The 23,358-nt window shown below is 69.9% G+C and carries 22 protein-coding genes; 13 read left to right on the forward strand and 9 right to left on the reverse strand.

The window, feature by feature from the left end:
• Positions 1-194: 194 nt before the first annotated feature.
• From F9C12_RS30610 to secA, 3 genes are all read left to right on the forward strand, one after another.
• Complete coding sequence (locus tag F9C12_RS30610) at positions 195-839, forward strand: ComF family protein (RefSeq protein WP_409462666.1); 645 nt, start codon at positions 195-197, stop codon at positions 837-839.
• Between the two features lie 1,283 nt (positions 840-2,122).
• Positions 2,123-2,806 carry a ribosome hibernation-promoting factor, HPF/YfiA family gene (gene hpf / locus F9C12_RS30615; RefSeq protein WP_409185222.1) on the forward strand — a complete coding sequence of 228 codons (684 nt, stop codon included), beginning with the start codon at positions 2,123-2,125 and terminating at the stop codon, positions 2,804-2,806.
• Positions 2,807-3,067: 261 nt separating this feature from the next.
• Positions 3,068-5,986, forward strand: a complete 2,919-nt coding sequence (gene secA, locus F9C12_RS30620; RefSeq protein WP_409185223.1) for a preprotein translocase subunit SecA — start codon at positions 3,068-3,070, stop codon at positions 5,984-5,986.
• A gap of 131 nt (positions 5,987-6,117) precedes the next feature.
• On the opposite strand, the gene F9C12_RS30625 is transcribed toward secA, so the two are convergent.
• Complete coding sequence (locus F9C12_RS30625) at positions 6,118-6,540, reverse strand: Rv3235 family protein (protein WP_409462667.1); 423 nt, start codon at positions 6,538-6,540, stop codon at positions 6,118-6,120.
• Positions 6,541-6,891: 351 nt separating this feature from the next.
• Here F9C12_RS30625 and F9C12_RS30630 point away from each other — a divergent pair, with 351 nt between their 5' ends.
• Positions 6,892-7,275: an HAD-IA family hydrolase gene (locus F9C12_RS30630; RefSeq protein WP_409185225.1), complete on the forward strand. Its 384-nt coding sequence runs from the start codon at positions 6,892-6,894 to the stop codon at positions 7,273-7,275.
• On the opposite strand, the gene F9C12_RS30635 is transcribed toward F9C12_RS30630, so the two are convergent.
• Positions 7,268-8,032, reverse strand: a complete 765-nt coding sequence (locus F9C12_RS30635) for a TrmH family RNA methyltransferase (RefSeq protein ID WP_409462668.1) — start codon at positions 8,030-8,032, stop codon at positions 7,268-7,270. The two genes, F9C12_RS30630 and F9C12_RS30635, sit on opposite strands and share 8 nt — an antisense overlap.
• Before the next feature lie 34 nt (positions 8,033-8,066).
• Between F9C12_RS30635 and F9C12_RS30640 the strand changes: the two genes are divergently transcribed.
• Both F9C12_RS30640 and F9C12_RS30645 read left to right on the forward strand, forming a co-directional pair.
• A complete protein-coding gene (locus F9C12_RS30640) occupies positions 8,067-9,464 on the forward strand; it encodes a WS/DGAT/MGAT family O-acyltransferase (protein ID WP_409185227.1) in 1,398 nt (465 codons plus the stop codon).
• Positions 9,461-9,952 carry a DUF6912 family protein gene (locus tag F9C12_RS30645; RefSeq protein ID WP_409462669.1) on the forward strand — a complete coding sequence of 164 codons (492 nt, stop codon included), beginning with the start codon at positions 9,461-9,463 and terminating at the stop codon, positions 9,950-9,952. The genes F9C12_RS30640 and F9C12_RS30645 overlap by 4 nt, the downstream gene beginning before the upstream one ends.
• A gap of 7 nt (positions 9,953-9,959) precedes the next feature.
• On the opposite strand, the gene F9C12_RS30650 is transcribed toward F9C12_RS30645, so the two are convergent.
• The 3 genes from F9C12_RS30650 to rsgA form a co-directional block, all read right to left on the reverse strand.
• On the reverse strand, positions 9,960-10,757 hold the full coding sequence (locus tag F9C12_RS30650; RefSeq protein ID WP_409185229.1) for a hypothetical protein: 798 nt from the start codon (positions 10,755-10,757) through the stop codon (positions 9,960-9,962).
• A 151-nt stretch (positions 10,758-10,908) separates the two neighbouring features.
• Entirely contained in the window at positions 10,909-11,817 is a 909-nt protein-coding gene (locus tag F9C12_RS30655) for a hypothetical protein (protein WP_409462670.1), read from the reverse strand.
• A 238-nt stretch (positions 11,818-12,055) separates the two neighbouring features.
• Positions 12,056-13,078: a ribosome small subunit-dependent GTPase A gene (gene rsgA / locus F9C12_RS30660; RefSeq protein WP_409186900.1), complete on the reverse strand. Its 1,023-nt coding sequence runs from the start codon at positions 13,076-13,078 to the stop codon at positions 12,056-12,058.
• Between the two features lie 112 nt (positions 13,079-13,190).
• On the opposite strand from rsgA, the gene F9C12_RS30665 reads away from it, so the two are divergent.
• Together F9C12_RS30665 and F9C12_RS30670 are read left to right on the forward strand one after the other, a co-directional pair.
• Positions 13,191-13,946 (forward strand): SOS response-associated peptidase, encoded by a 756-nt coding sequence (locus F9C12_RS30665; protein WP_409462671.1) that lies wholly within the window; start codon positions 13,191-13,193, stop codon positions 13,944-13,946.
• Positions 13,943-14,551, forward strand: coding sequence for an alpha/beta family hydrolase (locus F9C12_RS30670; RefSeq protein WP_409185232.1), 609 nt, complete (start codon positions 13,943-13,945; stop codon positions 14,549-14,551). Before F9C12_RS30665 ends, F9C12_RS30670 begins: the two co-directional genes overlap by 4 nt.
• Before the next feature lie 145 nt (positions 14,552-14,696).
• Here F9C12_RS30670 and F9C12_RS30675 read toward each other — a convergent pair whose 3' ends face one another.
• On the reverse strand, positions 14,697-16,112 hold the full coding sequence (locus F9C12_RS30675) for a carboxylesterase/lipase family protein (protein ID WP_409462672.1): 1,416 nt from the start codon (positions 16,110-16,112) through the stop codon (positions 14,697-14,699).
• 892 nt (positions 16,113-17,004) lie between these two features.
• On the reverse strand, positions 17,005-17,901 hold the full coding sequence (locus tag F9C12_RS30680; RefSeq protein WP_409462673.1) for an MBL fold metallo-hydrolase: 897 nt from the start codon (positions 17,899-17,901) through the stop codon (positions 17,005-17,007).
• Between the two features lie 149 nt (positions 17,902-18,050).
• On the opposite strand from F9C12_RS30680, the gene F9C12_RS30685 reads away from it, so the two are divergent.
• Together F9C12_RS30685 and F9C12_RS30690 are read left to right on the forward strand one after the other, a co-directional pair.
• On the forward strand, positions 18,051-19,013 hold the full coding sequence (locus F9C12_RS30685; RefSeq protein ID WP_409462674.1) for an Lrp/AsnC family transcriptional regulator: 963 nt from the start codon (positions 18,051-18,053) through the stop codon (positions 19,011-19,013).
• A 26-nt stretch (positions 19,014-19,039) separates the two neighbouring features.
• Positions 19,040-19,735 carry a class I SAM-dependent methyltransferase gene (locus F9C12_RS30690; RefSeq protein WP_409462675.1) on the forward strand — a complete coding sequence of 232 codons (696 nt, stop codon included), beginning with the start codon at positions 19,040-19,042 and terminating at the stop codon, positions 19,733-19,735.
• On the opposite strand, the gene ybaK is transcribed toward F9C12_RS30690, so the two are convergent.
• Complete coding sequence (gene ybaK, locus F9C12_RS30695; protein ID WP_409185237.1) at positions 19,732-20,211, reverse strand: Cys-tRNA(Pro) deacylase; 480 nt, start codon at positions 20,209-20,211, stop codon at positions 19,732-19,734. The two genes, F9C12_RS30690 and ybaK, sit on opposite strands and share 4 nt — an antisense overlap.
• Before the next feature lie 188 nt (positions 20,212-20,399).
• Here ybaK and F9C12_RS30700 point away from each other — a divergent pair, with 188 nt between their 5' ends.
• Both F9C12_RS30700 and rsrA read left to right on the forward strand, forming a co-directional pair.
• Complete coding sequence (locus F9C12_RS30700) at positions 20,400-21,026, forward strand: sigma-70 family RNA polymerase sigma factor (protein WP_409186901.1); 627 nt, start codon at positions 20,400-20,402, stop codon at positions 21,024-21,026.
• Positions 21,023-21,355 (forward strand): mycothiol system anti-sigma-R factor, encoded by a 333-nt coding sequence (gene rsrA / locus F9C12_RS30705; RefSeq protein ID WP_409462676.1) that lies wholly within the window; start codon positions 21,023-21,025, stop codon positions 21,353-21,355. Before F9C12_RS30700 ends, rsrA begins: the two co-directional genes overlap by 4 nt.
• Positions 21,356-21,423: 68 nt before the next feature.
• Here rsrA and F9C12_RS30710 read toward each other — a convergent pair whose 3' ends face one another.
• A complete protein-coding gene (locus F9C12_RS30710) occupies positions 21,424-21,498 on the reverse strand; it encodes a 50S ribosomal protein bL37 (RefSeq protein ID WP_098515123.1) in 75 nt (24 codons plus the stop codon).
• Positions 21,499-21,691: 193 nt separating this feature from the next.
• Here F9C12_RS30710 and F9C12_RS30715 point away from each other — a divergent pair, with 193 nt between their 5' ends.
• The gene (locus F9C12_RS30715) at positions 21,692-23,212 is read left to right on the forward strand and encodes a sensor histidine kinase (protein ID WP_409185239.1); all 1,521 of its coding nucleotides are present in this window, start codon (positions 21,692-21,694) and stop codon (positions 23,210-23,212) included.
• The last annotated feature ends 146 nt before the right edge of the window (positions 23,213-23,358 follow it).

Below are 23,358 nucleotides of genomic sequence, written 5' to 3' on the forward strand. Positions count from 1 at the left end.
AGTTGGCAGCTGCTGAGGACCTTTTGCCGCTCCGCGCTCATCTGTCCGGGTAATGCGGCGGTTGTGGGCTGGTTCCCGAGTCCGGTCAGCACGGGGACTGTTGGCACCTGCCGAGGACCCTTTTGCCCCTCCGCGCTCGTGTTGCGCTCGCGAGGCCCAGAAAACTGTCGGTGGTCGGGTGCACACTAAGAGTCATGGTGCTGAGACTGCTCTTGAACCTGCTCCTGCCGACCTACTGCGCAGGCTGTGAAACCCGCGGCGCGCCCGTGTGCGCCGGTTGCTCCAAGATCTGGGGGTCCCCCACTGCGGTACTTCGCGCGCCGCTGGCGACGTTGGCCCCGGCTTACGCCTTGGCGCGCTACGCGGGCGTCGCCAAACGAACCTTGATCGCATACAAGGAGCGCCGCCGTCGCGATGTCGCTCCGTTTTTGGGCCGAGCGCTGGCGGCCGGTCTGCTGGCGTTGCCTTCCGGCGGTCCGCGCGCCAGTCCGTGGTGCCTCGTCCCAGCCCCGAGCCGACGAACCGCTTCGCGAGTCCGCGGCGGCCCGCACGTCCAGCGAATCGCGTGGGAAGCCGCCCGGCTGACGGGGGCTTACGTCGCTCCTGCCCTGGTGCTGAAGGGCGGACAAGACGCGGTCGGCCTGAGCCGGGCGGAACGCGTGGCCAACCTGAAAGGCCGATTGCGCTTCGCCGAGGCTGGCCGTCCACCGCCGGGCACGAGGGTCGTGGTGGTGGACGACGTGCTCACCACAGGCGTCACGTCCGCCGCATGCGTAACGGCGTTGAAAAACGCGGGCGTGCCGGTGGTGGCGGTACTCGCCCTGCTGGCGACAGTCTGAGAGGAAGTCCGTCCCACGTCCGAAACCTGAACGCCGATGGGCCCGGTTGACTCCGCGGAACCGCCGCGGTCCGGGCCCGGTGGGTTCGTCCGGGGTCCCGGGCAGGCCTGGGCTGGTTCGCTGCGGTTCTGTCTCGAGCCGGGTCGGTGGCTTTGGCTGGGTGCAGGGCCGGGGCGCTGTGCGAGTTTGCGCGCTGGGGTCCGGGGCTCGGCTGGTCCTGGGCTGGTTCGCGGTGGGGTTCCGTCGCGGGCCGGGTCTGGTGGCTTGTCTGGGTCCCGGGCGATCCTGGGCTGGTTCGCTGCGGTTCTGTCTCGGGCCGGGCCGGTGGCTTTTTCTGAGTGCTGGGCCGGTCCGCTGCTCGGTTCCCTCGCGGGCCAGGTCCGATGGCTTTGTCCGGGTCCTGCGCGTCCCCGGGCCGGTGCGCTGCGTGAGCCGGTGTGCCGAGTCTGGGTCGCCGCTGGGCCCGGGCGGTCCTGAGCTGGTTCGCTGCGCGGGTTCCGTCGCGGGCCAGCTCCAGCAACCGCGCCCCAAACCCGAACGAGCCCTGCCCCCAGCCCGCGAATCCGCCGCGTCCGAGAAACCGCGCCCGCAAGCGCGGTCCCGAAACCGGAATCCGGTTCCCCGGAAACCGATCGTCCACTCCGCAACCCCGCTGAATCAGAACGATTCCAAAAACCGTCCCCCGAAAACATCCGCCCCAATTCCCGCCAGGGAGGCAACTCTCGCTCGAACGTCCACTACCGCCAGGTGTCACCTACACGAGTGATGTCAAGAGGGAACCTCTCACCGTCGTCGCCCGTTGTCCGGGCATGAGGGTCAGGGCCGGAATCACCCCCGAGCCGGGGCAGTTCGCCGAGGTGGCGGCTGTGCTGGGCGGGGCGGTCACCCTCGGCGTCCGGGGTGTCGCCGGGTTGAGCCGTCCGCGTGAAACTTGGGCTCGCGCGCTCGGCCTTCCGGGCTGCGGTTCCGGGCTGCGCACGCATGATTCACTGCGCCCCGTGACGGGTTCCCGGATCGTGACATCCCCCGGCTCGGGGGCTGTTGCGGACGGCGTGATGAAGCTAACGTGCTCCGCTATCAGCAAAACCCGCAGGCAGGGAGGTGTGCAGCCCATGTCCCTGGCACCGGCGGCCCGCTGAGTCCGCGTTCGCGCTTCCGCCACGAGACGTCGTGATCCGGTCGCCGAATTCTTTTCAGTCCGCCGAACCCGTGCAGCAGCCGCTGCAGCACCGGTGCCGTGAGAACACAACAGCTCGCAGTTTCCTCAGCGAGGGAGGTCGTGTATGGACATCGTCGTTAAGGGCCGCAACGTGGAGGTGCCCGAGCATTACCGGGCGCTTGTCAGCGAAAAGCTGGCCCGCCTTGAGCGCTACGACAAGAAGGTCATCCGCTACGACGTGGAGCTCTTCCACGAGCCCAACCGCAGGCAGGCCAAGAGCTGCCAGCGCGTCGAGATCACCGGGAAGGGCCGCGGTCCGGCTGTTCGCGCCGAAGCGAGCGCAGCCGACTTCTACGCAGCGCTCGACTCCGCCGTCACCAAGCTGGAAAACCGGCTTCGGCGGACACACGACCGCAGGCGCGTGCATTACGGGCGCAGCCGTCCGGAGTCGGTCGCCGAGGCGACCTCGATGGCCGGCGGATCCGATGCGGTCGCCGGGCCCGCGATGGGCACGGCCGTCCTGGACGCACCCGACGCGACCGAATCCATGGCGGACGGTTTCGCGGCGACGAGTGCGGGCGACATTCCCCGGCAGGGGCGCTGGGAAGACGAGGACCTGGGCCATCAGCCCGGCCGCGTCGTCCGCGAGAAGCAACATGCCGCGGACCCCATGACGGTGGACCAGGCTCTCTACGAGATGGAGCTGGTCGGCCACGACTTCTACCTGTTCAACGACTCCGAGGCCGGCCGGCCGAGTGTCGTCTACCGGCGAAAGGGCTTCGACTACGGCGTGATCCGGCTGGGCTGACCCCTCCCGGAACAACCTCACCGGCGGCCCGCACGCGAAGGCGTGCGGGCCGTCCGCGTGCCCGGAGCGCGACTCGCGGCACGACCTTCGTCGGGACCTGTGCAAACCTCTCGTGACCTTCTGCGACGACGTGCGTGCGCGGACCAGCCCGCGTTCCCTACGATGGGGAGACGGCGGCGGCGCACACGGGCGCCAGCCGTGGCGATTTACTGCCCGGGAACGGCCTGGGCGCGATCATGATCAGCTAGTGAGGTCGACCGGATGGTGCTGAACCGCCTGCTCCGCGCGGGCGAGGGCAAGATGGTGAAGCGGCTGCGCAACATCGCCGATCACATCAACACCCTCGAAGACGACGTGAAGGACCTGTCGGACGCCGAACTGCGGGCCAAGACCGACGAGTTCCGCGAGCGGTACGGCAAGGGCGAATCCCTGGACGAGCTCCTGCCGGAGGCGTTCTCCGTCGCCAGGGAAGCCGCGCACCGGGTGCTCGGCCAGCGGCCGTACGACGTCCAGCTGATGGGCGGCGCCGCGCTGCACCTCGGCCAGGTCGCCGAGATGAAGACCGGCGAGGGCAAGACGCTCACCTGCGTCCTCGCGGCCTACCTGAACGCCATCCCCGGGGACGGCGTGCACGTCGTCACCACCAACGACTACCTCGCCAAGCGCGACGCCGAGTGGATGGGCCGCATCCACCGGTTCCTGGGCCTCGAGGTCGGCGTCATCATCGCCGAGCAGGACCCGCAGGAGCGCCGCAAGCAGTACAACGCCGACGTCACCTACGGCACGAACAACGAGTTCGGCTTCGACTACCTGCGCGACAACATGACCTGGTCGCTCGACGAGTGCGTGCAGCGCGGGCACAACTTCGCGATCGTCGACGAGGTCGACTCGATCCTCATCGACGAGGCGCGCACCCCGCTGATCATCTCCGGCCCGGCGGACCAGTCGTCGCGGTGGTACGTCGAGTTCGCCCGGCTCGCGCCGCTGATGCAGGGCATCGACACCACCACCATGGGCACGCGCGAGCGGGTCGAGAAGGCCAACCTGATCAACTCGAAGTACCACTACGAGGTCGACGTCCGCAAGCGCACCGTCGCGGTCACCGAGAAGGGCGTCCGGTTCGTCGAGGACCAGCTCGGCATCGAGAACCTCTACGAGGCGGCGAACACCCCGCTGGTCGGCTACTTGAACAACGCGCTGAAGGTCAAGGAGCTCTACCACAAGGACAAGGACTACATCGTCCGCGACGGCGAGGTCATGATCGTCGACGAGTTCACCGGGCGCATCCTCGTCGGCCGCCGGTACAACGAGGGCATGCACCAGGCGATCGAGGCCAAGGAAGGCGTCGAGATCAAGGCGGAGAACCAGACGCTCGCCACGATCACGCTGCAGAACTACTTCCGGCTGTACAAGAAGCTGTCCGGCATGACCGGTACCGCCGAGACCGAGGCCGCCGAGTTCCACCAGACCTACAAGCTGGGCGTGGTGCCGATCCCGACGAACCGGCCGATGATCCGCGAGGACCGCGCCGACCTGATCTACAAGAACGAGCAGGCCAAGTTCGAGGCCGTCGCCGAGGACATCGCCGAGCGGCACGAAAAAGGCCAGCCGGTGCTGGTCGGCACCACCAGCGTGGAGAAGTCCGAGCACCTGTCGAAGCTGCTGCTCAAGCTGGGCGTGCCGCACGAGGTGCTGAACGCGAAGTACCACAACAAGGAAGCGCTGATCGTCGCGCGCGCCGGCCGGAAGGGCGCGGTCACCGTCGCCACGAACATGGCGGGCCGCGGTACCGACATCGTGCTCGGCGGCAACCCGGACATCATCGCCGACGAGGTGCTGCGCGAGCGCGGCCTCGACCCGGTGGAGAACTCCGAGGAGTACGAGGCCGCGTGGCCGAAGGTGCTCGAGGAGATCAAGGAAGAGGCGCGCGCCGAAGCCGAAGAGGTCCGCGCGGCGGGCGGGCTGTACGTGCTCGGCACCGAGCGGCACGAGTCGCGGCGCATCGACAACCAGCTGCGCGGTCGTTCCGGCCGGCAGGGCGACCCCGGCGAATCGCGGTTCTACCTGTCGCTGGGCGACGACCTGATGCGCCGGTTCAACGCGGTGCTGGTCGAACGCATCATGACCACCATGCGGCTGCCGGACGACGTGCCGATCGAGCACAAGATGGTCTCCAAGGCGATCAAGAGCGCGCAGACCCAGGTCGAGCAGCTCAACATGGAGACCCGCAAGAACGTCCTCAAGTACGACGAGGTCATGAACGAGCAGCGCAAGGTGATCTACGCCGAGCGCCACCGCGTGCTCGAGGGCGAGGACCTGCGCGAGCAGATCGAGCACATGATCATCGACGTGGTGAAGGCGTACGTCGCGGGCGCGACCTCCCAGGGCTACGCCGAGGACTGGGACCACGAGCAGCTGTGGACCGCGCTGAAGACGCTGTACCCGGTGAGCCTCGACTGGGACGACCTGATCGAGGACGGCGACCTCGACGCGGAATCGCTCAGCCAGGCGCTGGTCGACGACGCGCTCGCGGCGTACGCCAAGCGCGAGGCCGAGATCGACGAGCTGGTCGGCGAGGAAGGCTCGATGCGCCGCCTCGAGCGCCAGGTCATGCTGACCGTGCTGGACCGCAAGTGGCGCGAGCACCTCTACGAGATGGACTATCTCAAGGAGGGCATCGGCATGCGGGCGCTCGCGCAGCGCGACCCGCTGATCGAGTACCAGCGCGAGGGCTTCGACATGTTCCGCGCGATGCTCGACTCGCTGAAGGAGGAGGCCGTCGGCTTCCTGTTCAACCTGCAGGTCGAGCGCGCCGAGCCGGAACCCGTGCAGCAGCCGGAACCGTCGGCGCTGCCGGGCGGGGTCACGTCCGCGACCGCCGCGGCGGCCGGTGCCTTCGGGGCCAAGAGCGAGGCCGAGGGCAAGCACGCCCGCCCGGCCCCGCCGCAGCCCCCGGCCACCGACTCCGATTCGGTCCCGTCCGCCTTGCGCGGCAAGGGACTCGGCGGCGGTGTCCAATCCGGACTGACGATGTCCGGCCCTTCCGAGGGCGGCGGCGTCGAGTCCCATTCGGACAGTGCGAACGACTCGGACTCGGGAGCCGCGGGCGGAACCCGGCGCGAACGGCGGGCCGCTGAGCGGGCGCAGGCGAAGAAGGGCAAGAAGGGACCGCGTCGCTGACGCGCCCCTGACTCGTCCACTGTGGATGGTCGAACCTGAGAACGGCAGCACGAACCCTCGTGCTGCCGTTCTTTTTCTGCGTCCACACTGGATCCGGCGGGATGTCCTAAGGTTTAGGACACGCGTCCCGATCAGGCTACTGAGGGCCGCCCGGCCTGCGCGCTCTCGGCTCGCGGCGCGAGCACGTGAAACCGCGTGCACACCCACCCCGTCCGAGTGCGCTCGAAGCGGGCCGCCAACGCCAGCACGCGAGGCCCGGAATGGATGATCGTGCTGGTCTCCAACGCGGTTTCGGCCGGACGGCAAACCCGCAGCTCCCCGGCGACGTGGTGGCGGATGCCCGGCATCAATCCCTGACTGTTGAGCCGGGAGAACAACGCCTCGTCCACGAGCGGCCGGATCTGTCCCGGAGCACGCCGGCCGGCGAGGACTTCGAGGATGGCGTTGAGCCGCTGACTGAGCCGCTGCGCGGTAGGAGGATCGGTAAGCCGCAGCAACCGATGCCCAGCAGGCGGCAGGTCGTACGGCGAGGGCCACGCGCTGCGCCGGTGCACACGTCGGCCCCTGACCCCCGGAACGGCAGACAACGGCCGGAGGCTGTGGTTCGTCATTGAGTTCCCTCCCCGAAACATGGACGTCCACCCGCGAATTAGTGCCTCCATCCGGAGAGTGACGGGACGGTGAGCGCCTGATCCGGCGAAAAGGGCAGAACGGAACGGACGGGAACTGGCCGATGCGCTAATGGGGCCTTCACCGCCGCGGCTGCGGGCGCTCTTGACCGCGGTGGAGACGCCGACGCTTGCGGGCGAAAAGCCCTTGGCGGCTAGGTGCGGCTGGCCGAGGCGTCAGTGAGCCCGACGTAGCGATCGCGGCCTGAACTCAGGCCAGCGGGATAGGCTGGCGAAGTGCTGAAAGGCTTGCTCGTCGACTACGCCGGAGTGCTTACCGACCCGGACGCCGCGTTGCTCTACGAATACCTCCGCGACGTCCGCGCGAACGGCACCCGCACCGCGTTGGTCTCGAACGCGCCGGGAGCCGCGCCGGGGGCGAAAACCGAGCTGGCGCAATACTTTGACGCTCTCGTCTTCTCCGGCGAGGTCGGCGTGGCCAAGCCGAATCGCGAGATCTACCTCGTCGCGGCCGAGCGGATCGGGCTGGCCGCGCCCAGTTGCGTGTTCGTGGACGACGCTGAGCGGAACGTGCGCGGGGCCGTCGCCGCGGGGATGGTCGGCGTGCATCACCGCACTGTCGCCGAAACTCTCGACGAACTGGCGGCGTTGTTCAGCTGACCCCGCGCCGCACGAGTTCGAACGACAGCACCGCGGCCGCGGCGGAGACGTTCAGCGATTCGACGTCGCCGGGCATCGGGATCGACAGCCACTCCGTCACCAGCTCAGCCACCGCCTCGCCGACGCCTTCCGTTTCGCCGCCCAGCACGAACGCGGTTCGCTGCGGCAGTTCCACGTCGAATATCGACGTCGACGCCGCGGCACCCAGCGCGAACAGGCTGTATCCGGCCTCCACCAGCATTTCCGCCGCTTCGCGCGCCGAGCCGCAGCGCAGTACCGGTGCCCGGAAGGCAACGCCCGCCGAGGATTTGACCACCATCGGGTCCAGCGCGGCGACCCCCCGGCGCGGCACGATCACGCCGGACAGTCCGGCGGCCGTCGCGGTGCGCAGGATCATGCCGACGTTGGCCGGGGTGGTGATGCCGTCGAGGAGCAGCAGCCGGGCGGGCGGGCGGCGGTCGTCGAGGGCCGCGGCGAGGGCGCGCATGCGCGGCGCGACGACGTCGGCCAGTACGCCCTGGTCCTGTTTTCCGTTGCCGGCCAGCACTTTCACCCGGTGCGCGCTCGCTCGCTGCACCGGCACCCCGGCGGCTTTCGCGGCGCGCTGGATCTCCGCGGCGGCGGGGCCGCGCGCGGTGTCGGCGAGGATCACCTTGTCCACGCGCAGGTCCGGATCGCCCAGTGCCTCCAGCACGGGCTTGCGCCCGTAAACGGTCAGGAAGCGGTCTTTCGGCGAACCCGCCAGCTCATCACCCACACCGGTCAGTCTCGCATTGTGTAAGGATCGGCTCATGCCCGACCGCCTGTCCGCGCTGGACGCCTCGTTCCTGTACGTCGAGGACCAGACGACGCCGATGCACGTCGGGGGCGTGGCGATCTTCGAACGGCCGTCGTCCGGATTCACCTACGAGCAGGTGCTCGACCTCGTCGGCGCGCGGCTGGCCTTCCTGCCCCGCTACCGCCAGCGCGTGCTCGGCGTGCCGGGGCACCTCGCGCGCCCGGTGTGGGTGGACGACGTCGACTTCGACCTGAACTACCACGTCCGCCGCTCCGCGCTGCCCCAGCCGGGCAGCGACGACCAGCTGTTCGACCTGGTCGCGCGGCTGATGTCGCGGCGGCTCGCGCCGGAACGCCCGCTGTGGGAGGCGTATTTCGTCGAGGGGCTGGCCGGCGACCGGGTCGCGATGGTGACGAAAACGCACCAGTCCGTTGTGGACGGTGTCGGCACGATCGACCTCGGCCAGCTGATCCTCGACGAGGTTCCCGAACCGCCCGAGCCGTTCGAGGACTTGTGGACGCCGCGGCGCGAGCCGAGCCGCGCGCAACTGGTCCTCGACGCGATGAGCGAGACCGTGCAACGGCCCGGCGAGCTGATCGAGAACGTGCGCTCGATCGCCGGCGACGCGGTGACCACGGTGAGCAAGGCTGTTGAGACGCTCGGTGACGTCGCGGCGACGATCACCCGTCCCGCGCCGCCGGGGCCGTTGAACGTCCGGGTGTCCGGCGGCCGCGTGTTCTCGGTCGTGCGCACGCGGCTGGAGGATTACCGCAAGATCCGCGCGGACCACGGCGGCACGGTCAACGACGTCATTCTCGCCGCGATCACCGGCGCGCTGCGGGAATGGCTGCTGTCGCGCGGGGAGAACCTCACGCCGACCGAGACCGTGCGCGCGCTTGTGCCGATGGCGGTCGCCGACGCCGAAACCGCCGAGTTCGCCACGCCCGCGCTGGTCGGCAACCAGGTCGCGGCGTACCTGATCGACCTGCCGGTCGGCGAGCCGAGCGCGGTGCTGCGGCTGCAGCACATCGGCCACGCGATGGCCGAGCACCTGAATTCGGGAAGATCCGTGGCCGCGCGCGGGTTGCTGAAGGTGAGCGGCTTCGCGCCGGCGACGCTGCATTCGCTCGGCGCGCGGGCGGGCGGATCGCTGTCCGGGCGGATTTTCAACCTGATGATCACGAATTCGCCGGGGCCGCAGGTGCCGATGTACGCCGGAGAGGCGAGACTGGTGGAGATGTTCCCGGTGATGCCGCTGATGCGCACGCAGGCGCTGGCGATCGGGGTCACCTCCTACCACGGCGGTGTCTACTTCGGACTCAACGGCGACCGCAAGGCCGCGTTCGACGTCGGGCTGCTCGGCGGGATGATCGAAGAAGCGCTTGAAGAGCTGAAGGGTGCGCACTGGTGAGGGTTTATCTGCCCGCGACGATCGCGATGCTGCGAGACCTGGAGGCCAATGGCGAGTTCCGCGCTCGCAGCGGCACCGGTTTCGCGCTGACGCCCGCCCTGCGCGAGGCGTATGCGAGCGGTTCCGACGAGGAACTGGAATACGCGGCTTTGCTGGACGCGGCTCGGGCATCGCTGCGCCTGATCGCGGCTGAGGAAAAGGCCGAACCGCGGCGGGCGGTGGTGTCGGTGGACGTCGACGACGCGACCCTGCGGCCGGACCTGGACGCGGCCGTCGTGCGCCTCGCCGGCCCGGTGCCGAAGTCCCAGATCGCGGCGATCCACGTGGACGCGGCCGAGGCGGAGGAGGCGGTGACGGCCGCTGCGGCGGTGATCGACGCCGCCGATCTGGGGGATGAGGACGCTGAGTTCACGCTCGGTGACGCGGAAGACCACGAGCTGGCGTGGTACGCGCCGCAGGAGCTGCCGTTCCTGCTCGAACTGCTGTAGCGGCACGTCAGCCGCCGGTGAGGATGCCGATCTCGGCTGGGGCGGGAGCCTCGACGGTGACCGGGGAGTTCCAGTCCGTGTAGTGCGCCTTGACCGTGGCGACGCCCGTCTGCCCGGTGGCCTGCATGACCGGCGTCAGGTCCAGTACCAGCTGCATCGGCCGGTGCTGCGCGTCCAGCCAGAGGTCGAACGGGACCGTCTTGCCGCGGTCGCCTAGCCGGGTCAGCGCTTCGGCGGGCAGGCCGCCGGGCAGTTCGGAGCCGAGTTTCGCCAGGTCGACGGTCAGGTGGTAGTGCTCGGCCGGGGCTCCGTCGAGGGTGGTTTCCTCGCTGGAGGTCACCGTCCCCGCCGTGCGCACCTGGGCCAGCGTGCGCGCCGGGTCGTTCTGCTCGGCCAGTTGCGCCAGGCTGCCGCCCAGCACCTGGGAGAGCGGATCGGTGCCGTCCGGCGACACCTTCACCCACGCCTTGTGGTCGGTGACCTGGTCCCGCGCGCTTTCCGGGACCTTCGCGTACAGCGTCTTGTCGACCAGGCGCAGTTCGAACGGCTCGCCGACGTAGTCCGTCGTCATCGACAGCGCCGTCCCGGCGGGGTCGAATTTCGCTTGGCCCTGGCCGTGCGACACGTGCGTGCCGGTGGTGACGTCAGCGGTGAACTTCGCGGTGTGCCCGGCCAAGGTCGCCGCGGAAGCAGCGTCCGCGAGCGCGCGGGCGTCGGTGAAGCGCTGCGGTTCCGGGGTGCTGGAACAACCCGCCGAGGCGAGCGCCAGCAGCGCGGCGGCACCCGCCACGGCCGTCCTGCGCATCCGAAAACCCTCTCTGACCGGCCGTAAGGTGCTTCAAGCCAAGCACAACGGGCGACGGCGACCCGTTCGGGGGAACGCGTGCTACCGGCAGTAGCCCACAAAAACGGGCCCCGAGCCGGAGTGGCTCGGGGCCCGCGAAAAGCTCCGGGGGTCAGCGCCCCATCTTCTTCATGATCTCGCCGAAGTCGGCGACCTGGTCGGCGGGCGGCGCGGCCACGTCGACCGGCTTGCCCCAGTCGGTGTACTTGACGGTGATCTTGCCGCCCGCGGCGGCCGCGGCCGGAGAGCCGGTCGACGCGCCGAGCTGCTTCATCATCTCGGACTGGTCCATGATGATCTGCACCGGGAGCTGGTCCTTGTCGATCCAGATCTCGGCCGGGATCTTGATGTTCTTGCCCTCGAGCATCTTCTTCATCTGGGACTGGACCTCGGCGGGCATGCCCTTGGCGTAGGTCTCGATGGACTTGCTGACGTCCAGCTCCACCTTGTAGTGGTTGACCTTCTCCCCGTTCAGCTCCACCTGGTCGGCCGAGACGATCTGGCCGGTCTTCGAGACCTGGTCGAGGATCTGGGTCGGGTCGCTCTGCTGGGTCGACTGCGCCATGGTCTTGCTGAACGTCTGCGACAGCGGGTCGCTGGCGTCCGGCGAGATCTTCAGCCACGCCTTGTCGGTGCCCATCTGCTTGGCCTGCGAGGCCGGGACCTTCATGTAGAGGGTCTTGTCGATGTAGCGCATTTCGGTGGGGCCCTGGGGGCTCTCCATCGTCATGGCCATGGCCGAGTTCTCGCCGTCGAAGCGCATCGAGCCTTCGGCCTTGCCCTGGCCGGCCATGTCCATCGACATCTTCGCCGACTTGGCCTTCTCCGTACCCTGCTTGGCCGCGTCGGCCAGCTTGAGCGCGTCGCTGAACGGCGAGGCCAGGCCGGACCCGCCGTCCTTGGACTGGCCGGCCTGGCCCGCCGGAGCCGCGGTGCCGTTCTCGGCGCTCGAGCCGCAGCCCGTCAGCACCAGCGCCAGCGCCGCACCGGCGGCGACGGCGAACGTCGTGGTCTTGCGCATGGTTCTCCCCCTAGGAAGGAATCGGTCTTGCACCTGCGTTGTCGCCGGGCGGCCTCGAGCCGCGTCCTTGCGGTCCGGCGCGCGGGCCACTGACGGGGTGACTCCGCGAGGTTGCTTCTGTGACGCCGTCCGGCGGGAAAAGGTTCCCTCCGGACGGAGGAATTTTCCTCCGGTTCGTCCCCGCCGGGGCACTCGCCCCCCGTATCGGCGGGGGCCGCGCGAAGTTACCGTTTCCAGGTCACGATTCGGGACGAATTTCCCCGCCGCCGCCCGCCCGGGACACCAGCAGCCTGCGCAGCGAGGCCAGCCGTTCCGCTCCGGCGTTGCCGTCGGCGACCACGTCGTCCAGCGCGCAGTCCGGGTCCTCGGGCGGGCCGAGGTGGCCGCAGTTCGGCGGGCATTCCTCGGCGGCCTCGGCGAACTCCTCGAAGGCGTTCACGATGTCGTCCGCGGTCACGTGCGCGAGCCCGAACGACCGGACACCGGGCGTGTCGACCACCCAGCCGCCGCCGGCCAGCGGCAACGCCACCGCGGCGACCGAGGTGTGCCGTCCCTTGCCGACCGAGCTGACGTCGCCGGTCGCCAGTTCGGCGGCGGGCACCAGCCGGTTCACCAATGTCGACTTGCCGACTCCGGAGTGCCCGACGAGGGCGGTGATCCGGCCGCCGAGGCGTTCGCGCAGGCCCTCGGGTTCCTCGTCGTGCCGGGTGACGACGGCGGGAACGTCCAGGCCCGCGTAGCCGGCCAGCAGCGAATCCGGGCTGGCGAGGTCGGCTTTCGTGAGGCACAGCACGGGTTCCAGGCCGCCCGCGTAGCACGCGACGAGGCAGCGGTCGATGAATCCGGGCCGGGGAGGGGGATCGGCCAGCGAGGTGACGATCAGCAGCTGCGCGGCGTTGGCGACGACCACGCGTTCGTACGGGTCGGTGTCGTCGGCGGTGCGGCGCAGCACGCTGGTGCGCTCGTCGACGCGGACGATCCGGGCGAGCGTGTCCGGCTTGCCCGACACGTCGCCGACCAGCGCGACCCGGTCCCCGACGACCACCGAGACGCGGCCCATTTCGCGGGCCCGCATGGCCATCACGACGCGGTCCGGATCGGCGTCGACCGCGCAGGTCCAGCGGCCGCGGTCCTTGCCGATCACCATCGCGGCGACCGCGTCGGCGTGCTCGGGCCTGCGCTTGCTGCGTGGCCTGGTGCCCTTGCCGGGACGCACCCGCACGTCGGATTCGTCCAGCCGCCTCCAGTCGCCTCGCCCCAAGCCGTCCACGTCCTCCCGGTCGCTCTTTGCCTGGTCGAATGATCCCATGCCGGTCGCGCCGCGCCCGGTTTGCGTGCGACCATGGCGCTCGAGGCAGTCGGAGGAGGTTGGCATGTGCGGCCGTTACGCCGCGACGAAAGACCCGGCGAAGCTGGTCGAGGAGTTCGCCGCGGTCGACCTGACCGAGGGCCGGGCGCGAGTGGACCACAACGTCGCGCCGACCAAGAACGTCGTGACCGTGGTGCAGCGGCATCCCCGCGACGCCGACGGCCTGGTCCTCGAGGACGAGCCCGCGGAACGCTCGCTGCGGATCATGCGGTGGGGCCTGGTTCCGTTCTGGGCCAAGGATCCTTCAGTGGGTTCGCGGATGATCAACACCCGCGCGGAAACCGCGAAGGAGAAGCCGGCGTTCAAGCGCGCGCTCGCGTCGCGGCGCTGCCTGGTTCCCGCCGACGGCTGGTTCGAGTGGCGGCGCACGGGCAAGGAGAAGGAGCCGTTCTACATGACGGATCCCTCCGGGAAATCGCTCGCCTTCGGCGGAATCTGGGAAAGCTGGCGGCCGAAGGACGACGCGGACGCCGAACCGCTGATCACCTTCTCGATCCTGACGACCGACGCGGCGGGCCAGCTCACCGACGTCCACCACCGGATGCCGCTGATCGTGCCGCGCGACCACTGGGCGGGCTGGCTCGACCCGGACCGGTCCGAAGTGGACGAACTGATGACGCCGACGCCGCCCGACCTCGTCGAATCGCTGGAGCTGCGGCCGGTGTCGAGCCTGGTGAACAACGTCCGCAACAACGGCCCCGAGCTGCTGCGCCGCGCGGAAACCGAGCAGCCCGTCGACTCGCTGTTCGACGTGCCATGACCACGCTCGAGATCGACACCGAACACGGACTCGCGCGAGCCGAACTGCACTGCGCGCCCGACGGCGACGCGGTGCTGCTGCTCGGCCACGGCGCGGGTGGCGGCATCGGGGCGAAGGATCTCGTAGCGGTGGCCCAGGCGGCGAAGGCGGCCGGGATGCATGTGGCGCTGGTGGAACAGCCGTACCGGGTGGCCGGCCGGCGGGCTCCGGCTCCGGCCAAGCAGCTGGACACGGCGTGGCTGACGGTGGCGGACGAGATTTCCGCGCGGTTCGACGACTTGCCGCTGGTGTTCGGGGGTCGGTCCTCGGGTGCCCGGGTGGCCTGCCGGACGGCTTCGGCCGGGCAAGCCGTCGCGGTGCTGTGCTTGGCTTTTCCGGAGCATCCGCCGGGGAAGCCGGAGAAGTCGCGGCAGGCCGAGCTGGACGCGGTCGAGGTGCCCGCGCTGGTGATCCAGGGGGAGCGGGATCCGTTCGGGCGGCCTTCGGCGGCTCCGCACCACGAGGTCGTCGTGGTGGCGGGGGACCATACGTTGTCGGCGGATCTGGACGCGGTGGCGCGGGCCGCCGCGGAGTGGTTGCGGCGGGTGGTCCGGCCGCATCTGTGACGGTGCTGGCTGTGGATAGTTCTTGAAGGCATTTCCGCTGGTCAGGGTTCTTTCTTCGGAGTTGTCCACAACTTGGGTGGCCTGTGGGCAACTGGCGCGGAGGCCGGGTCCGGGGCGCGTGTGCCGGGTAGGCTGGGCAGCGGAGTCAGGACTTGAGGTACCAATCTTCGGCGATGTGCATGATCGCGGGCGCGTCCGGCCGGTAGGCCCGCCAGCCCGGGTCGCCGTTCGTGACGTAGGAGACCCAGGCCGCGTGGGTGCGGGCGGCCAATGCGGGATCCGGTCGTTCCATGCCGAGCAGGCCCGGCTGGCCGTAGAGGCCCGGCAGCGCGGTGTGGTCGAACACGAACGGCAGCTCGACGCAGTGGCACGCTCCCAGCGGATGGTCCGGCCCGGGCGGGGGCCAGGCGAATTCGTAGACGTGGGTGGGGTTTCCGGCGCTGCTGTGCGCGTCCGCGAGGAGCCGGTTGCTCGCTGCGTACGCCTCGGTCATCAAGCGCGCGGCCAGCTCGGCGGGGGACGCGCCGGGGTGCCGCTCGCGGACGCGGGCGACGGCCGCGGCGGGGTCCGGGAACCGGCGAGCCGCCGCGGCGTGGAGGCCGGCGTCGTCCAGGTTCGCGGTGTACAGGTTCGCCTCGTCGGCGTTCGTGCCGATCAGGAGGCTGACCGGGGCCGTGTTCCCGGATGCGGGCTGGGCCGGCAGGGTCTCCGCGTCCAGGACTGGCTTGTACGCGCTGGTGCCCAGCGACGTATCGCGGAATCCGGCGATCGCCGCCGCCGGCATCGCGGCCGGTGCGGAGACCAGCCGCTCGTCGGACAGCTCGCTCAGCGCGGCTGCGGTGGGTGCCACGCCGAGCGCGTCGGCAGTCGCGCGCGTGATCAGGTCTGCCTTTTCGACGGGGAAGGCGCATTCGCCGCTGCCGCTCTGGCTGATCGCCCGGTGGAACAAGCCCGCGGCACCCGGGTTCACGAGCAGGGCGGAGACCAGCATGGCTCCAGCGGACTGCCCGGCGACCGTGACGTTGCCAGGGTCGCCGCCGAACGCCGCGATGTTCTCGGCGACCCAGCGCAGAGCCGCTAGTGCGTCGAGCAGCCCACGGTTGGCCGGGGCGTCCGGAAGCCGCAACCACCCGGCCACCCCGAGGCGGTACTGCACCGTGACGAGGACGACGCCGTCGCGGGCGAAGGTGTCGCCGTCGTAAAGCTCGGACTGTCCCGTGCCCGCGGTGAACCCGCCGCCGTGGAAGAAGACCAGCACGGGCAGTCCGCTGGTCCCCGGATCGGGCGTGCTGACTGTCACGGACAGGTAGTCCGCGCCGGGAACCCAGCCGGATCCCAGGACCGGACGAAGGTCGACGCCGCCGAAATCCCGCCGCGCGGCCGGAGCGGTCGGACCCGGCCGGGTGGCGTCGCGCACCCCGTCCCAGCGCGGTGCCGGTGCGGGCGCCTGGAACCGCGCGGGGCCGGACATCGGTGCGGCGTAGGGAATGGCGCGAAACGTGTGCACTCCGTTCGCCGTGGTGCCTCGGACTCGTCCGGAGGCCGTGGAAACGACGGTCATGCGGGGGACTCCCATCGGGTGACGGTGAGCTGAGAGTTGCCGGGGATTTCGGTGGTTTGGCTGAGCGGGTGGGGCCGGGTTGAGGCCGTGCGCGTTGGGGCTTCGCGGAAGCGGCTGTGGAGGTTGGCGGAGGGGAGCGGGTTAGCGAGGGACAGCGTGTGGTTGGTGCTGGGGGCGGTGGTCATGTGTTGGCCCCTTGGGTGGCGGCGGACTGAGTTGCAGCGGCGCGCGTCGGGATTTCGCGGGAGCGGCCCTGGGAGCTGGGTTGGGTGGAGGGGCGCGGGTTGGCGAGGGGCAGCGTGTGGTTGGTGCTGGGGGCGGTGGTCATGTGTTGGCCCCTTGGGTGGCGGCGGACTGAGTTGCAGCGGCGCGCGTCGGGATTTCGCGGGAGCGGCCCTGGGAGCTGGGTTGGGTGGAGGGGCGCGGGTTGGCGAGGGGCAGCGTGTGGTTGGTGCTGGGGGCGGTGGTCATGTGTTGGCCCCTTGGGTGGCGGCGGACTGAGTTGCAGCGGCGCGCGTCGGGATTTCGCGGGAGCGGCCCTGGGAGCTGGGTTGGGTGGAGGGGCGCGGGTTGGCGAGGGGCAGCGTGTGGTTGGTGCTGGGGACGGTGGTCATGTGTTGGCCCCTTGGGTGGCGGCGGACTGAGTTGCAGCGGCGCGCGTCGGGGTTTCGGGGAAGCGGCTGTGGCTGGGTTTGGTGGAGGGGAGGGGTTGGCGAGGGACAGCGTGTGGTTGGTGCTGGGGGCGGTGGTCATGTGTTGGCCCCTTGAGTGGCGGCGGACTGAGTTGCAGCGGCGCGCGTCGGGATTTCGCGGGAGCGGCCCTGGGAGCTGGGTTTGGTGGAGGGGAGTGGGCTGCCGAGGGGCAGCGTCTGGTCGGTGCTGGAAACGGCGGTCATGCGTCGATCCCCCATCGAGTGACGGTGAATTTCGATCCCTCCCGGACAATCTCGGCCGCTGGTGCGGAGCCGATGTGGGCGGGGAAGACCAGTGCGTGCTCGTCGGCGGCTTGGCCCAGCAGCCGGTGCCGGGTCGTGGCCGCCAGGGGAGGGTCTTCGCAGAAGCAGCTGTTGAGGTCGGGTTCGGCGAATTGCAGCGGGTGGTGCAGCAGGTCGCCGACGAACAGTGCGCGGGCGGTGCCGGAGCGCACGGTCAGCACGCAGGACCCGGGGGTGTGTCCGGGGGCCGGTTCCAGGCGGAGGGCGGAGTCGATGTCGTAGCTGTCCTCCCATAGCCGCGCCTGTCCACTGTGGACGATCGGGGCGACGCTGTCGGCGAAGACGTTCTCGTTCGTGTGGGCCATTTTCGGCCGGTGCGGGCCGGCTGGGTTCCAGAAATCGTGGTCGGCGCGGGGTAGCAGGTACGTCGCGTTCGGGAAGGTCGGGCGCCATTCGCCATTGTCGAGGCGGGTGTTCCAGCCGACGTGGTCGGCGTGCAGGTGGGTGTTCACCACGACGTCGACGTCTTCGGGGGCGACGCCCGCCGCGGCCAGCCGGTCCAGGAAGCCGGTGCGCAACTGGTGGAACGCTGGGGTTCCGGGGCGGTCCTTGCGGTCGCCGGCTCCGGTGTCGACCAGGATCGTGGCGCCTTCGCTGCGCAGCACCCAGGTTTGCACGCAGGTGCGCAGCAGCCCGGACTCGCGGTCCCAGGAATCCGCGGGCAGCCGGGATTCGTGCTCTTGCCACGTTCCTTCGGCGAGGCCGGGGAACATCGCTTCGGGCGGGCGGGTGGTTCCTTCGTACTCCAGGACGCGGGTCGCGGTCACGGAGCCCAAGGCGATCGTGGCGGTCAAGCAGCTCTCCCTCCAAACCAGGCTTGGTTGACTGGTTTCTGCGAAACTCCAGCATGGAACGCCGTATTCATTCAACCAGAGTAAGAATACGCCTGATTCAGTCAACATCGAGCTTGGGTAGGCTGCTGCCGAACCTGAAGGAGGCGACGGTGGCCGACGACGGCGTCCTCGACGACATCGACCTCGACCTGGTCGCCGCGCTGCAGCACGCGCCTCGCGCGCCGTTCGACGTGCTGGCCCGCGTCCTGGACAGTTCGGCGCGCACGGTCGGGCGGCGCTACAGCCGGATGCTCGACGACGGCCTGCTGCGCGTCATCTGCGAGGTCGACTGGTCGCTGCTCGCCGAGGGACCGCCCGCGCACGTCTGGCTCGGCACCGAACCCGGTCGCGCTCGCGAGGTGGCAGAGGCGCTGGTGCGGCGCGACGACACCACGCACGTCGCGCTCGCCGCGGGCCGTGGCGAGGTTTATGCGGTGGTCCATGGGATGACCCGCGCCGCGACGGCCCGCGCGCTGGTTGACGAGATCCCCGCCATGCCCGGCATCCGCTCGGTGCGCACGGAGTCGGCGCTACGGCGGCTCACCAGCTCCGCGGCGTGGCGGTTGCGCAGGCTGACCCGGGAGCAAGAGGAGATGCTCGCCGGGACCGCGGTGGAGGAATCCAGCGCGGAGCTAGGCCCGCTGGAGCGCGAAGTCGCGGCGGTGTTGCGCGACGACGCCCGGACGCCGTACTCGGACGTCGCGCGCGTGCTCGACATTTCCGAATCCCGCGCTCGCCGGGTCGCGACCGCGATGTTCGGTTCCGGGCTGTTGCGGCCTCGCGTCGAGATCGAGCCGGGAAAGCTCGGCTACCGGGTCGAGGCCGTCATCGGCATTTCCTGCCCGCCGTCCGCGACGGCTCGCCTCGGTGCCGCGATCGCCGCGCATCCGACCACTCGGTACCTCGCGCTCACCGCGGCGTCGTCCACCTTCGTCTACGACGGCGTCTTCCGCGGCGAAGCCGACCTGGCCGACTTCGTCAGCGGCGGTTTCCCCGGCAGCGACGACGTCACCGCTGTCGAGTGCACCCTCCAGCTCGAGGTCCTGAAACGCTATTGGCGCGCGACCGCCTGATCGAAGGTCGTGCCAGGGTGGATCCCATGACGGCCAACGACTACGACACTTTCGGCGAGGCCTACGCGATCGAGACCGAGCACAGCCTCATCAACGCTTACTACACCCGCCCGGCGATTCTCGACCTCGCTGGCGACGTGAGCGGCCGGAAGATCCTCGACGCGGGCTGTGGCGCCGGACCGCTATTCGCTTCGCTGCGGGACCGCGGCGCGCAGGTGAGCGGCTTCGATTTCAGCGCCACCATGGTCGACCTGGCCCGCAAAAGGCTCGGCGAGGACGCGGACCTCCGGGTGGCCGACCTCAGCCAGCCGCTGCCCTACGCCGACCAGGAGTTCGACGACGTCATCGTGGCGTTGGTGCTGCACTACCTGCAGGACTGGACCGCCCCGCTGGCCGAACTGCGGCGGATCCTCCGGCCCGGCGGACGGCTGATCCTGGCCGTGAATCACCCGCACATCTACAAATTCGTCCGCCCCGAGGGAAACTACTTCGCCGTCGAGCAATGGTCCGAGGAATACACCTTCAACGGCCAAAAGGGCGTGCTCGCGTACTGGCACCGCCCGCTGCACGCGATGACCGACGCGTTCACCCAAGCCGGGTTCCGCGTGTCGGTGCTCAGCGAGCCCTATCCGGCCGAGGGGGCGAAGGAGAAGTTCCCCGACGAAATGCAGGGCAAGGAAGCTTTCCTCTGCTTCCTGTTCTTCGTGCTCGAAGCCGGTTAACCCGCCGCGATCGCGGCCACCACCGCACCAGTCAGCCGGACCAGCTCGGCCGGGTCCAATTCCACCTCGAGGCCGCGGCGTCCGCCGGAGCAGAACATCGTCGGGTAGTCCAGCGCCGAACCGTCCAGCACGACCGGCAGGCGGCTGCGGTGGCCGAGCGGCGAGATCCCGCCGAGCACGTATCCGGTGGCCCGCTGGGCCGCCGCCGGGTCGGCCATTTTCGCCTTCTTGCCCCCGGCCGCCGCGGCCAGCGCCTTCAAGTCCAGCTGGCCGGTGACCGGCACCACGCCGACGACGAGTTTCCCGTCCACGTCCGCGACCAGCGTTTTGAACACCCGCCCTGGCTCCAGGCCCAGCGCTTCCACCGCCTCGAGGCCGAACGACTCCGCGCGGGGATCGTGGTCGTAGGTGTGCACGGTGTGCGCGACCTTCTGCTTCTGCAGCAGCGCCGTCGCCGGAGTGCCCTTGCCCGCCATGCGAACGAGTCTACGAAGCGGCCGGGAATGCCCGGTCGGCACGCTCTGTTGTAGACATCGTGACCACGACGCTCGCCATTCCCCGCCCCGGCAGGAGCCGTCCCGGGACCGGCTTCGGCAACCCCCGCGTAAACTCGGTGCTGCCGTATGCGCAGACGCGCATCGACGCCGAACGGGAAGGGAACGGTTTGCCGAGCACCCCCAACTCCGCGCCGGAGACGGCGGCCGACGAACTGGAGCTCGCGGAGCGCTTCGAGCGCGACGCGATGCCCCTGCTCGACCAGCTATACGCGGCCGCGATGCGGATGACCCGCAACCCGTCCGACGCCGAGGACCTGGTCCAGGAAACCTACCTGAAGGCGTACGCGGCGTTCGCGTCCTTCAAGGCGGGAACGAACCTCAAGGCGTGGATGTACCGCATCCTCACCAACACCTACATCAACGGCTATCGCAAACGTCAGCGGCAGCCGGTGCAGCAGCCCACGGACGAGATCAGCGACTGGCAGATCGCCCGGGCGGAAAGCCACACCTCGGGCGGCCTTCGCTCGGCCGAGGTCGAGGCGATGGACAATCTCCCGGACACCGACGTCAAGGCCGCTCTGCAGAAGCTGCCCGAGGAGTTCCGGCTCGCGGTCTACCTCGCCGACGTCGAGGGCTTCGCGTACAAGGAGATCGCCGAGATCATGGACACTCCGATCGGCACCGTGATGTCCAGGCTGCACCGCGGCCGCGCCCAGCTGCGCGACCTGCTGGCCGACGTCGCGCGCGAGCGCGGCTTCATCCGGGGGACCCGCGAGGAGGTGGCGAAACGATGAGCTCGGAAGACGTGCCGGCGGAGAAGATGCCCTGCGAGGACGCGCTCGCGGAGATCTACCTGCTGCTGGACCGCGAATGCAGTCCGGAGCGGGACGCCGAGCTGCGCAGGCACATCGAGGACTGCCCGCCGTGCCTGGAGGAATACGGCATCGACGAGCAGATCAAGCACCTGCTGGCCCGCAAGTGCGGCGGCGACCTCGCCCCGGCCGAGCTGAAGAGCAGGCTGCGCGCCTCGATCCGGCAGACCGTCGCCACGCAGGGCGGCGTCACCATAGAGCGCACTGAGCGCACCGAGATCACCGTGGAGCAGCGCACCACCAGCGACTGAGCCCCGCTCACGACAACGGCCCCCGTACCGGTTCCGGTGCGGGGGCCGTGTCACGTCCGGGCGCGGACTCAGGCGTTGGGCTTCTTGCCGTGGTTGGCGCCGTTCTTCTTGCGGTCGCGACGCTTGCGGGCGCGCTTCGACATGTTCTCTCCTCGGGTGTCCGCTGAATGTCCCGGGGCGGGGTTCGACACACCGACCGGGAACGGGTCAACCGTTCCAGTGTGTCATGCGGCCCCCGCGCTCCTCGGCGGCACCCGCGCCTACGCTCTGGTTGGATGGACTCAGGAGGTGCGCAGGCATGAACGAACCCACCGCATTCGAGGGCGGCCGGTAGCCGTGTCGACCCTTTCCGACCTGCTCGCCGAGAACACCGGCCTCCCCGGCGAAGCGGCCGACCACCTGCAGACCGTCGTCGCGGAGTGGCAGCTGCTGGCCGACCTTTCGTTCGCCGACTTCCTGCTCTGGGTTCCGGTTTCCGCCGAGCACCAGCCCGACGGCGGCGATTTCGTGTGCGTCGCGCACGCCCGGCCGACGACCGCGCCCACCGCGCATCCCGAGGACGTCGTCGGCACCCGGTTCACCGTGGACGAGCACCCGCAGCTGGCCAAGGCCATGCGCGAGGTCAAGATCTGCCGCGAGGAAGACCCGCACTGGTACCGCGACCTGCCGATGCGCCGCGAAGCGGTGCCGGTGAGCTTCGGCGGCGAGGTGATCGCCGTGCTGAGCCGCGAGACCAACCTCGCCGCGCCGCGCGTGCCGAGCCCGCTGGAGATCGCGTACCTGGGCAGCGCGGGCGACCTGTGCCAGATGATCGTGGACGGCACCTTCCCGCCCGCCGGCGGCAACCAGACCGACACGCACACCAGCCCGCGCGTCGGCGATGGTCTCGTCCGGCTCGACCAGGCCGGCACCGTCGTGTTCGCCAGCCCGAACGGCCTGTCCGCCTACCACCGGATGGGGCACGAATCCGACCTCGTCGGGCAGCGGCTGGCCCCGCTCACCCGGTCGCTGATCCGCGACCCGTTCGACGCCACCGAGGTGTCGCACCGGATCATCGAGGCCCTCGACGGCAAACCGTCCACGCGCACCGAGGCCGATTCGAAGCGGGGCGCGGTCGTGCTCTTCCGTGCGCTGCCGCTGCGCCCGGCCGGACAGCCCGCGGGCGCGTTGGTGTTGGTCCGCGACGTCACCGAGGTCAAGCGCCGCGACCGCGCGCTGATGTCGAAGGACGCCACGATCCGCGAGATCCACCACCGGGTGAAGAACAATTTGCAGACCGTCGCCGCGCTGCTGCGGCTGCAGTCGCGGCGCACCACGAGCGAAGAGGCCCGGCTGGCGCTGGGCGAATCGGTGCGCCGGGTGTCGTCGATCGCGATGGTGCACGAGGCGCTGTCGATCTCCGTCGACGAGCGGGTCGACCTGGACAAACTGCTCGACAACGTGCTCCCGATGGTCGGCGAGGTCGCCACCGCGGAATCGAAGGTCGGGATGAGCCGCACGGGTTCGTTCGGCGTGGTCGTGGCCGAGATCGCGACGCCGCTGGTGATGGTGCTCGCCGAACTGGTGCAGAACGCGATCGAGCACGCGTTCCCGCAGGGGCGGCCGGGCAAGGTCGAGCTGATCGTGGAGCGGTCGGCGCGCTGGCTGGACATCCTGATCCGCGACAACGGCCGGGGCCTGCCGTCCGGGTTCTCGCTGGAACGCAGCGACGGGCTGGGGCTGCAGATCGTGCGGACGCTCGTGGAATCGGAGCTGCGCGGGTCGCTTTCGCTGCGCCAGGTCCGGACCGACGAGGCGGGCAACCGGGTTCCCGGCACTGAAGCCGCGCTGCGGATTCCGTTGTCGCGGCGGCTCTAGAAATCGACCCGTTCTCCGACGGCGACCGGATGGCCGGCAATGTGAAGGCCCGGCACAAGCAGTACCCCGGAGAAGGTCCATCGAGTTTTGCTCGACGGCGGAGTCCGTCCGGACGGAAGAACTCTTTGCCGCGCAAGGCTTTTCGC

It is taken from the genome of Amycolatopsis sp. GA6-003, assembly GCF_046267895.1.
Lineage (GTDB): Bacteria > Actinomycetota > Actinomycetes > Mycobacteriales > Pseudonocardiaceae > Amycolatopsis.